The sequence below is a fragment of the uncultured Microbacterium sp. genome, from assembly GCF_913776565.1.
Lineage (GTDB): Bacteria > Actinomycetota > Actinomycetes > Actinomycetales > Microbacteriaceae > Microbacterium.
Genome location: NZ_CAJYPF010000144.1, coordinates 1 through 10465, shown reverse-complemented (window position 1 = coordinate 10465; position 10465 = coordinate 1). Strand labels below are relative to the sequence as shown.

12 protein-coding genes, 1 tRNA gene and 1 pseudogene are annotated in these 10465 nt (G+C 71.3%); 5 read left to right on the top strand and 9 right to left on the bottom strand.

Annotated features, from left to right (window positions below):
* Positions 1-165 precede the first annotated feature (165 nt).
* Both QZ433_RS07820 and QZ433_RS07815 read right to left on the bottom strand, forming a co-directional pair.
* Entirely contained in the window at positions 166-456 is a 291-nt protein-coding gene (locus QZ433_RS07820; protein WP_295781567.1) for a hypothetical protein, read from the bottom strand.
* A gap of 147 nt (positions 457-603) precedes the next feature.
* Positions 604-677 (bottom strand) — tRNA-Met (locus QZ433_RS07815).
* 83 nt (positions 678-760) lie between these two features.
* On the opposite strand from QZ433_RS07815, the gene QZ433_RS07810 reads away from it, so the two are divergent.
* Complete coding sequence (locus QZ433_RS07810; RefSeq protein WP_295781565.1) at positions 761-1258, top strand: DUF6328 family protein; 498 nt, start codon at positions 761-763, stop codon at positions 1256-1258.
* Positions 1255-2061 carry a carbon-nitrogen hydrolase family protein gene (locus tag QZ433_RS07805; RefSeq protein ID WP_295781562.1) on the top strand — a complete coding sequence of 269 codons (807 nt, stop codon included), beginning with the start codon at positions 1255-1257 and terminating at the stop codon, positions 2059-2061. Before QZ433_RS07810 ends, QZ433_RS07805 begins: the two co-directional genes overlap by 4 nt.
* Before the next feature lie 6 nt (positions 2062-2067).
* On the opposite strand, the gene QZ433_RS07800 is transcribed toward QZ433_RS07805, so the two are convergent.
* Complete coding sequence (locus QZ433_RS07800) at positions 2068-2286, bottom strand: hypothetical protein (protein WP_295781559.1); 219 nt, start codon at positions 2284-2286, stop codon at positions 2068-2070.
* A gap of 137 nt (positions 2287-2423) precedes the next feature.
* Positions 2424-3629 carry an aminotransferase class I/II-fold pyridoxal phosphate-dependent enzyme gene (locus QZ433_RS07795; RefSeq protein WP_295781556.1) on the bottom strand — a complete coding sequence of 402 codons (1206 nt, stop codon included), beginning with the start codon at positions 3627-3629 and terminating at the stop codon, positions 2424-2426.
* Between the two features lie 148 nt (positions 3630-3777).
* Between QZ433_RS07795 and QZ433_RS07790 the strand changes: the two genes are divergently transcribed.
* Complete coding sequence (locus tag QZ433_RS07790; RefSeq protein ID WP_295781552.1) at positions 3778-5325, top strand: trypsin-like peptidase domain-containing protein; 1548 nt, start codon at positions 3778-3780, stop codon at positions 5323-5325.
* Between the two features lie 216 nt (positions 5326-5541).
* Here QZ433_RS07790 and QZ433_RS07785 read toward each other — a convergent pair whose 3' ends face one another.
* Complete coding sequence (locus QZ433_RS07785) at positions 5542-5883, bottom strand: hypothetical protein (RefSeq protein ID WP_295781551.1); 342 nt, start codon at positions 5881-5883, stop codon at positions 5542-5544.
* Positions 5884-5909: 26 nt separating this feature from the next.
* Positions 5910-6074 carry a hypothetical protein gene (locus tag QZ433_RS07780; RefSeq protein WP_295781547.1) on the bottom strand — a complete coding sequence of 55 codons (165 nt, stop codon included), beginning with the start codon at positions 6072-6074 and terminating at the stop codon, positions 5910-5912.
* Between the two features lie 180 nt (positions 6075-6254).
* On the opposite strand from QZ433_RS07780, the gene QZ433_RS07775 reads away from it, so the two are divergent.
* The gene (locus tag QZ433_RS07775) at positions 6255-6737 is read left to right on the top strand and encodes a MarR family transcriptional regulator (protein ID WP_295781545.1); all 483 of its coding nucleotides are present in this window, start codon (positions 6255-6257) and stop codon (positions 6735-6737) included.
* A 57-nt stretch (positions 6738-6794) separates the two neighbouring features.
* Here the strand turns inward: QZ433_RS07775 and QZ433_RS07770 are convergent, their stop codons facing one another.
* From QZ433_RS07770 to QZ433_RS07760, 3 genes are all read right to left on the bottom strand, one after another.
* A complete protein-coding gene (locus QZ433_RS07770; RefSeq protein ID WP_295781542.1) occupies positions 6795-8123 on the bottom strand; it encodes an aminoglycoside phosphotransferase in 1329 nt (442 codons plus the stop codon).
* 71 nt (positions 8124-8194) lie between these two features.
* On the bottom strand, positions 8195-9121 hold the full coding sequence (locus QZ433_RS07765) for a hypothetical protein (RefSeq protein ID WP_295781540.1): 927 nt from the start codon (positions 9119-9121) through the stop codon (positions 8195-8197).
* Positions 9122-9181: 60 nt separating this feature from the next.
* Positions 9182-9940, bottom strand: coding sequence for a hypothetical protein (locus tag QZ433_RS07760; RefSeq protein ID WP_295781538.1), 759 nt, complete (start codon positions 9938-9940; stop codon positions 9182-9184).
* A 142-nt stretch (positions 9941-10082) separates the two neighbouring features.
* On the opposite strand from QZ433_RS07760, the pseudogene QZ433_RS07755 reads away from it, so the two are divergent.
* Positions 10083-10465, top strand: a pseudogene (locus QZ433_RS07755) (hypothetical protein); the annotation flags it as partial.

Below are 10465 nucleotides of genomic sequence, written 5' to 3'. Positions count from 1 at the left end.
CGGGAGCCGAACCCTGCCACCCCTCGGGGGTGGCCAGTTTCGTGAGGGCGAGCCGGTTCTCTTCGGCGTGGTCAGCGCGAGCCTTCCACCCCCGGATTGCCGTGTCGATCGACGCGGGGGACCCGGGGACGAGAACTGCGGGGTCGGTCGACATCGAGCCGAGCATCACAGCCCTCCGTCCGCTCGTCGCACCGCGGCGGCCGCCTCGTTGTCGGCGTTCTCGTACGTCGACGCGCTGTCGTCCAGCGCATCGGGGATACGGCGCATGTCGTCGACGCGAGCACGCCACGCGTCATCGGTCCGTGAGGCGAAGTGACCGATGGCGTCGGCGAGGCCGTCGTGGCCGACGTCGGCAGGATGCTCCGTCGGAGTGTCGGCAGTCGCCGCGTCGACGAGCGTGCGCGCGACACCGGCGGTGCTCGTGAGGGCATCGGGATCGACCGAGAACGTTGACATGCGTTCTAGCTAAGAACGCGCGCCCCGGGCGATGGGGGTTATCCCCAGGTGAAAATCGGGCCGAACAGGGTGAACCTGAGCCATGCGCCGACGGCATCCGGGAAAGGCAGAAGGCCCCGGATCTTGCGATCCGGGGCCTTCTTCTTGTTGCGGGGGCAGGATTTGAACCTACGACCTCTGGGTTATGAGCCCAGCGAGCTACCGAGCTGCTCCACCCCGCGGCACAAGAGGAAACATTACGCCGAGATGAACGACATGGCAAATCCGGGCATACCGCCCGGGAGTGTCGCGAGAGAATAGGCCGGTGAGCAACACATTCGACGATCTCGACGACGGACGCCCCGAAACGCCCGCGCAGAGGGCCGACCGCAACTGGAACGAGATTCTGCAAGAACTGCGGGTGCTGCAGACGGGCACGCAGATTCTCACCGGCTTTCTGTTGGCGCTCGCGATCCAGTCCTCTTTCGCGGATCTCTCGCCCACACAGAGGACGTTCTACCTCGTTCTCATCTGCCTGGCCGCGCTCAGCGCGGTGGTCGCCCTGGCACCGGTGGCGCTGCACCGCGCGGTGTTCCACCTGCAGGTCAAGCCGGCCCTGGTGCGCACGGGCCACAACTGCCTGCGAGGAGCGCTGGCGCTCGTGTCGGTTCTGCTGGTCGGGGTCGTGGTGTTCGTGTTCGACGTGGTCGTGAGCCTTGCCGCGGCCCTTGCCGCGGGAGTCGTGCTGGGGCTGATCATCCTCGTACTGTGGGTCGTGGTGCCGGTGTCGGTCCGACGCCGGGCGAGAGGGAGCACGCGATGAACCACGAAACCGTCGGCATCGCCGTGGCGCAGTTCGCACCCGGCGCGTCGCGGCAGAACAATCTCGACGACATCGAGTCCGCGGCGCGCGTCGCGGCGCGACGTGGCGCGCGCGTGATCGTCTACCCGGAGTACTCGAGCTACTTCGTCAACCCGTTCGATGCCTCGCTCGCCGAGAACGCCGAGGACCTCGACGGTCCTTTCGTCCAGGCCCTGACCGCCCTCGCCACCGACCTCGACGTCGTCATCGTGGCGGGGCTGCTCGAGAAGGCCGACGACGGCCGCCGTGTGCGCAACACGGTCGTGGCGGTCGGGGGCGACGGCATCCGGGCCGTCTATCGAAAGCTCCACCTGTACGACGCCTTCGGTCAGCGCGAGTCCGACTGGATCGAGGCCGGCGAGCTCGCGCCACCGCAGACGTTCGTCGTCGACGGCCTGCGGTTCGGCCTGATGACCTGCTACGACCTGCGTTTTCCGGAGGTGGCGCGCCTGCTCGCCGACGCGGGCGTCGACGTCGCCCTGGTGCCGGCCGAATGGGTGCGCGGTCCGCTGAAAGAACACCACTGGCAGACGCTGCTGCACGCTCGGGCTATCGAGAACACGTTCTTCGTCGCCGCCGCCGACCACACCCCGCCCCTCGGCGTCGGTCATTCGATGATCGTCGACCCGCAGGGGGTCACGGTCGCACAGGTCGGCACCGCCACCGACGTGGCGGTGGCGCACGTCGATCCGCACGCCATCGCACGCGTACGGCGCGTCAATCCGGCTCTCGAACTGCGACGCTTTCGGGTCACGCCGCGCTGACGAGTCTCAGGACAGCCGCTGCGCGTGGCGGATGAGCGACACGCGACGCGTGCGCCACAGCCCCACGCGAACGAGGGCCATCGTGTACCCCTCCTGCGTCAGGCGCGCGACGGTTTCGTCGGTCAGGCGCAGATTCGGTTCCGCGTCCTCCCACCGCAGGTCTTTTCCGTAGAGCTCGACGACGCGAACGGGTCGCGAATCGTGCGTGCTTTTCTTTCGAGACATCGTCCCCACTTCCCCCCAGAACGCGGCGGCGAAAACCGCGTTCTGCCGGAAAAGTACCACGCGCGCATTTCGTGTTTCGTCGTCGGGGTTACGGCGGCGAGAAGATCACCCCGCGGGGTGATGACCGGCGCGAACGGTCAGGGCCGCGTCATCGTGGCGAGCCGCTCGGCCGCGTCGGCCAGAACCTCGACGCGCTTGCACGCGGCGAAACGCACGAGGGTCCGGTACCGATCGCGATGCGCGGGCGAGACGAAAGCGGTGAGCGGGATGCCGACCACCCCGGCGCGATCGGGCAGCTCGCGGCAGAACGTGTCGGCGTCCGTGGCGCCGAGGGGGGCGGCATCCACCACCGTGAAATACGACCCGCCCGGCGTCGACACGTCGAACCCGGCCGCGCGCAGGCCCGTGCCCAGCAGCGCGGCCTTTGCCGCCATGTCGGACGCCACCGACGCGAAGAACCCGTCGGGCAGGCGCAGCCCCACGGCGATCGCCGGCTGGAAGGGCGACGCGCCCACGTACGTGAGGAACTGCTTCACGGCCAGCACGGCCGACACCAGCTCGCCGGGGCCGGTGACCCACCCCGTCTTCCACCCCGTGAGCGAGAACGTCTTGCCCGCCGACGAGATCGACAGCGTGCGCTCGGCCGCCCCGGGCAGGGTCGCGATCGGCACGTGCGGACCGTCGAACACCAGGTGCTCGTAGACCTCGTCGGTCACGATGACGGCGTCGTGGAGGTGCGCCAGGCGCACGATCTCGTCCCGCACCTCGCGCGAGAACACCGTGCCCGTCGGATTGTGGGGATCGTTCACCAGGATCACGCGCGTGCGGTCCGACACGGCGGATGCCAAGCGCTCGAGGTCGGGCTGGAAGTCCGGCCACCGCAGCGGCACCGGCACGAGCCTCGCGCCCGACAGGGCCACGCACGCGGCGTACGAGTCGTAGTACGGCTCGAAGACGACGACCTCGTCGTCGGGGGAGTCCACCAGCGCGAGCAGCGTCGCCGCCAACGCCTCGGTCGCGCCCACCGTCACGAGCACCTCGCGGGCCGGGTCGAGCGCGATCCCGTAGAACCGCTGCTGGTGCTCGGCGATCGCGGCGAGCAGGTCGGGGTAGCCGCGGCCCGGGGCGTACTGGTTGACGCCCTCCGCGATCGCGCGGCGCGCGGCATCCATCACCTCCTGCGGTCCGTCCTGATCGGGAAAGCCCTGACCGAGGTTGAGCGCACCGGTCGCCGAGGCGAGCGCACTCATCTCGGCGAAGATCGTCGGAACGGACGAGCCGTCGGGCGCGAGGAGCCCCGCACCGCGGGCGGTGCGCTGCCAGGCGCCGGGGATCTGCTGCATGGATCCAGGATGCCGCACACCCGGCCGACGCAAGCGGGAATGCCATGGGGTGTGTACCTGCTAGACCCATAGAGGCGGCTCACGCTCGTCATAGGTGGCCCACAGGATCCGAGGTCATCGTAGAAGCGCCTGGAAGAAGGAGCATCCCATGAGCGACACCACGGACAACCGTCCCGAGGGTAACGACAACAGCCACAACACGGCCGACGCGCACGGCGGCGTCCCCACGTCGCCGCGCCACGACGCCCCGAACCTCGGCGAGAGCACCCCGGCCCCCGCCCCGCGCTACGACGTGCCCCCCGTGCCGACGCGCTCGCCGGCCGCGGCGGCCGCCGCCTGGCCCGCGCCCACGCCCGGCACGGCTCACCCGCACCCCGGTTACGCCTCGGCCCCCACGGGAGCCACCGCGCCCACCGGTCAGGCCTTCGGCCCGGGCGCCACGAACGCTCACCCCACGCTGGCGATGCCCGACGCGGCATCCACCGACAAGCCCCGCAAGAAGAGTTCGGCCCCCCGCATCGCGGCCCTGCTCGTCGCCGCGGCCCTCGTCGGCGGAGGCGCGGGCCTCGGGGGCACCTACGCGGGCCTCAGCCTGTGGGGCGGCTCCAACGCCTCGACCGTCTCGGGACCCACCGCCATCACGGTCAACGACCCGCAGGACGTCAACGCCACCGCCGCGGTCGCCAGCAAGGTCGTGCCCAGCGTCGTCACCATCAGCGCCACCGGCTCGCAGGCCGGCGGAACCGGATCGGGCGTCGTGCTGAGCGCGGACGGCTACGTCCTGACCAACACGCACGTCGTCACCCTCGACGGCCAGACCGGAAACGCCCGGATCTCGGTCACCACGAGCGACGGCAAGGTCTACGCCGCGACCGTCGTCGGCACCGACCCCACGTACGACCTCGCCGTGATCAAGCTCGAGAACGCCTCGGGCCTGACCCCGATCGAGTTCGGCGACTCGTCGAAGCTGAACGTCGGCGACAACACCGTCGCCGTCGGTGCGCCCCTCGACCTGCCCAACACGGTGACCACCGGTATCGTCAGCGCGCTGAACCGTTCGATCCAGGTCGCCTCGTCGGCCGCCCCCTCGGACGGCTCCGACCAGCAGCAGACCGAGCCCGGGCAGGAGAGCCCCTTCCGCTTCGACTTCGGTCAGGGGCAGCAGTCGCAGTCGGCCAACCAGACCATCAAGATCGCCGTCATCCAGACGGACGCCGCCATCAACCCCGGAAACTCCGGCGGCGCGCTCGTCGACGACGAGGGCAAGCTGATCGGCATCAACGTCGCCATCGCCAGCGCCGGCGGATCCTCGTCGGGCGGGCAGTCCGGCAACATCGGCGTAGGCTTCTCGATCCCCTCCGACATCGCCAAGCGCATCTCGAGCGAGATCATCGAGAACGGCTCGGCCACCCACGGTCTGCTGGGCGCCTCGGTTCAGGATGCCGCCTCCCAGCAGGGCGCGACCACCACGGGCGCCTACGTGGCCGAGGCCGTCAGCGGCGGTGCCGCGCAAGCCGCGGGCCTGCAGAAGGGTGACGTCATCACCCAGTTCAACGGCATCCCGGTCACCAACTCGATCGACCTGACCGCTCAGGTGCGCGCGCTCGCCGCGGGATCCAAGGCCGAGGTCACGTACCTGCGCAACGGTCAGCAGCGCACGGCCGAGGTCACCCTCGGTTCGATGCCGACCAGCTGAGTTCCACCGCTCCCGGCGCCGGAACGCCGCCCTGCTTCGTTGCGGGGCGGCGTTTCGTGCGTCGCGCGTGGGTGGTGGCGGGGTCGTTCCGGTTCGCCCACGGGAAAATGCCGCGGTGCGGCGGGACAGCGGCGCGGGGGAGGCGCGGCGGCACCGTTCGCCCACGCGAGAATGCCGCCCCACGACGGCGGGGCGGCACTTCGGTGCGGGGGAGCGTCAGGCGGCGGCGAGCAGCTGCACCCGGTGCGCATCCTCGTTCTGCTGCCAGGTCGCCGCGTTCAGCAGCAGGCCGGACGACATGGCCGCCTGGTCGGCGAGCTGACGCAGGTAGCCGCCCGAGAGGGGAGCGGATGCGATCGCGGTGTACTCGAAGCGCATGGAGATCGACGGCTGGATCCACAGGGTCGTGCGTGCGTGACCAGCGGCCTCGTCGGTCCACGTGATGGTGAAGGACTCGCCGCGGCGGAGCTTGGTCGAGACGACGACCTGCAGATATTGCAAGAGGCGGTCGTCGATGGTGATCGGCTGCGCGTCGGAGCTGGAGAAGAGCGTACCCATGGGGAATTCCTGGTGGTGCGGTTCTGTCAGAAGACGAGGGGCAGGACGACGGCAGCGCTGAGGGCGCAGGTCGCGACGCTGGCCCAGACGACGACCGCGGCGAGGCGGGAGCTGCTCACCGCGTCGGCGGTGGGCACGAAGGTGGAGCGGTGCCGCAGCGGTGCGGTGGAGGTGAAAGCGGTGCTGGTCATCGGGACGTTCCCTTCTTCGTGTCGACCGGGGGTGGTCAACCCCGGTGATAGATAGCCTAGCAGGTAATTAAGTAAGCTAGTGATTATTCGCGCTGACAATCACGCGAACTGATCGCTAGGCGTGGAACCTAAGAGCGTTAGATATAGTGGGGCGTTCGACAGACGGAAGGGAGCGGCCCGATGACGCAGGAGACCGGCGACGACTCGCCCCTGATGGCGGCCCTGATCCAGTTCTGTCGCTCGCGCGACGAGGCTGCGGCGCAGGCCCGCAGGCAACTGGGCGTCAACGAGCTCGATGCGAAGGCGCTCGCCTACGTGGGCGCGAATCCCGGCATCCGCCCCTCGGCCCTCGCCCAATACCTCGGCGTGACGTCCGCGGGGGTCACGACCATGGTCGAGCGACTGGTGCGTCGCGAGATCCTCCGGCGTGAGCCGGATCAGGACGACCGGCGCGTGAACCACATCCACCTCGCGGTCGACCTCGAGAAGGAGCCGTGGTCGCAGCTCGCGCACTTCGACGAGACGTGCCGTCGCATCATCACCAGTCTCGACTCGCAGATCGAGATCGACCTCGCGGACTTCCTGCAGCAGACCACGAAGGCCGCGAACGAACAGGTCGCGCGCGTGGATGCGATGACCGACGAGAAGGCGTCCGCCGCGTAACCACGCCCTCAGGGCGCGGTCCGGCGCCGCATCACTCGGCTTCGCGCGACGCGCAGCTCAATCCAGCGGCGCGAGTCGTCCGATCGCGGCGAGCGGGATCCCCACCCAGTCCGGCCGGTTGCGCGTCTCGTAGATCGCCTCGTACACGGCCTTGTCGAGTTCGAAGGCCGCGAGCAGCGAGTCTTCGCCCTCGCCGGCCGCGCCCGCGGTCTCGCGGTACCCGTCCACGAACGCCTGCTGCGCGGCGATGACCCATGCCCGCACGGCCGCACCGTCGTCGTCGGCGACAGCCCCCGAGACGTAGTCGAACGAACGCAGCATGCCCGCGACGTCCCGCACGGATACGTCGGGACGCAGTCGCTCCGAGATGGGACGCAGGGGCTCGCCCTCGAAATCGAGGAGGACCCACCCATTGGATGCCGTGTCCAGCACCTGACCGAGGTGCAGATCACCGTGCACGCGCTGCAGCGCCGGCCACGGTGCGGTCGCCGCGGCGGCGTACACCGCGCGGATCCGCTCGGCGTACGGCGCGAGCGCGGGGACCTCGGCGAGGGCGATCGCGAGGCGTCGCTCCCAGGCGCCGACGACGGCCGCGCGATCGGCTTCGTCCGGCTCGAGAGTCGGGAACTGCTGCGCGAGCGCGACGTGCATGCCCGCGACGCTGGCGCCGAGCGCGTGGGCGCGGGCGGAGAAGTCCTCTCCGGCGGCGGCCGCATCGAGGGCGACCCTCCAGGCGTCCTCGACGCCCTCGAAGAACTCCTGGGCGAAAGCGAGCGAGCCGCTCACCGGCACACCCTCGGGTGTCACCCACGACCCGCGCACCTCGCCGATCGCCGCGGGCACGAACGCGGCGCCGCCGGCCGCGAGAGCGGACTGCAGCTCGACGTCGGGGTTGATTCCCGGGTTGACCTGTCGGAACAGCTTGCAGATGACGGGGAGCCCCTCGCCCTCCGGGCGGAAGATCAGCGAAGTGTTCGATTGCTCGCCACTCAGCACCCGCGCGGTCGCGTGCGGCGCCGGGGTGTCCCCGGCCAGCGCGATGCCGATGAACCCGTCCTGAGCCGTGCCCACTTCGCCGCCGACCGTCACCCACGTGTAGAGCAGGTCGGTGAAGGCCGGGTCGGTCGTGGCATCCGCCCACACCTGCCCGTCGGCTGTGGGGCCGATCAGACTGCCCGGGGGCACGGATCCCTCGGCGCGACGGGCGACCGGTACCTGATAGACGATCGCGGGGTGCACGGCTTCGTCCCGCACGAGCAGGAGGTGCGCCTCGGCCCCGTCGAGCGGCCAGTCGGCGACCACCGTGAGGCGCGGGTCGCGGCCCTTCGTGCCGTACCAGCGCTGACGCGGCATCCAGAAGGCAAGGGATTCGAGGAGGTCGCCCATGCGGCGAGGCTAACGCGCCGACCCCGGGTGCGCGCGGGACTTGCGCCCGGGGTGTCGTCGATGAGAAGAGGTCAGGATGCCGGGGCCCCGGGCGAGGCGTTCGAGCCGGAGTCGGGGGAGTCCCGGGGGCGGCGCGGCGGGAGGGCTCTCTTCGCGGCCGACCCGACCGCGTCGGCGAGGGCGCTGCCGACGCGGCGGACACCCCCGGCGGCCGCGCGCTCGAGGGGCGCGCTGCCCGGACGCGGCTCGAGGTCGGCGGGGAGGCGAGCCGGCGCGGCGCCGAATGCCCGGCGGGCGTTGACGAGCACGCGACGGCCGAGGACGAGGTTGCCCGTGCCGCCGACCACCGCTCCGACGCCGAAGGGCAGCGCCTTGCCGACCCACGAGGCCCCGCCGCGGGTGGCGAACTGACGGACGAAGGACGTCTTGAGACGGTCGACCAGCGGGCCGACGGCGGCGCGCGGAAGGGTCTTCGTGATCATCTCGCCCCAGGAGCCCGACCGGCTCGTCCCGCGGCCGCCGGCCTGCGCGGCGAGCTGCGAGACCAGGTCGACACCCTCTTTGCCGAGCATGAGCGCCAGGACGAGCGCGCGAGCGCGGTCGGGGTCGTCGACAGCGACGCCGTGCACCTCCGCGACCGACTGGGCGTACAGCGCGGTGGCCTCGAGGAAGCCGAGGGTCTCAACCCCGCTGAGGGCGAGGGTCACGCCCGTGCCGATCCCCGGTACGACGGCCGTCGCGCCGACGGCGGCACCGCCGGTGGTCACCGCGGCGAGGTAGCGCCGCTCGAGGATCGTGAGGATCTCGGCGACCGAGGCGTCGGGGTGGCGCAGGCGAACGCTGCGCAGATGCGCGAGGACGACGGGGCGCTGGACCGACAGCACGCGGTCCAGCATGCGGATCGCCCGGGGGTGCTCCGCGGACCCGACCGGCGGCAATCCGCCCTTCCAGGGCGCGTCGTTCGGCAGGGAGTGGATGCGGTGCACCTTCTCGGACATGTCCTCATCCTCCACGGACAGTCTGAGTGCCCGCCGGTGCCGTGGCGTCATCCGGCACGGTCACCGTCGCGGCACGCCCGGGCCGATCCCACAAGGGTCGGGGGCTGTCGGAGGGGGTTGATAGTTTGGTGCGATGACAGCGTCGCTGCCGGAGCTCCCAGACACGTCCTCGTCCGACACCGAGGGCGCCGCGGCGAGCGTCGAACCCGACGCGACGGTGGCGAAACCGTCCACACCTCGTGCTCCGCGCGCTCCTCGGACGACGGCCGCGAAGCGCCCGGCACCGCGCAAGACGGCGACGAAACCCGCGCCGTCGGCGGACTCCGACGCGACGCCCGCCGATCCCTCGTCGACGGATGCCACGACCCCGGCCGTTTCCGCGCCGACCGACGCGACGAAGCCCACGGCCGCCGCCAAGCCCCGCGCTCCGCGCACCACGACGCCGCGTGCGACGGGCGCGGCGGGCGCGGCGAAGAAGCCGGCGACCCCGCGTGCCGCGGGTTCGGCGAAGAAGCCCACGACGCCGCGCGCGACGGCCGGTACGGCGAAGCCGCGCGCGGCGAGTGCGAGCGGGGCGACGAAGAAGCCCGCAACCCCCCGCACGACGACGAAGAAGGCGGCTGCCCCGCGCGTTGCGGCCCCTGCCGCGGCGCCCGAGGCCGACGCGTCGCAGACGCCGACGGCGGCCGATGCGGTGGCCGAAGCGACCGCGGTCGAGACAAAGACCGCCGCGCAGAAGGTCGCCACCCCGAGCGACGTGGTGACGCAGCCGAGTCCCGCGGCCCCGCCGGTCGCGTCCGCCCTCGTGCTCGACGACATCGTCGTCCCGCCGCGTCCGCCGCTGCCCGCGACTGCTCAGGTGGTGCCCGCGTCCTCTGCCGCACCTGTCGAGCCGTCGGAGGCGGACCACGTCGTCGAGGATTCACCCGCCGCGATCGACTCGACGCCGGCGGATGTCGCAGTGGAAGAGCCTGTCGTCGAGGATGCGCCCGCCGCGGTCGACACGACTCCCGCGGATGTCGCGGTGGAGGAGCCCGTCGTCGAGGATTCACCCGCCGCGGTCGACCCGACGCCGGCGGATGTCGCGGTGGAAGAGCCTGTCGTCGAGCGGAACGACGCCGCGGAGGACCCGCAGGCAGGGCACGCCACCGCTTCCGGCGGGCCGTCGACCGACGCCGACCTCCCCTCTGCCGACGCCGACGCCGACGCCGACGTGGCGACGCCGGTCGATCCCACGCCGCCCGACGTGCGCGTCGACGAGCTCGATCCCGACCTCGCGCTCGACGAGCGAGGCACCGAGTCCGCGGTCGACACCGACGCCGAGGCCCCCGACACCGAGGCGGA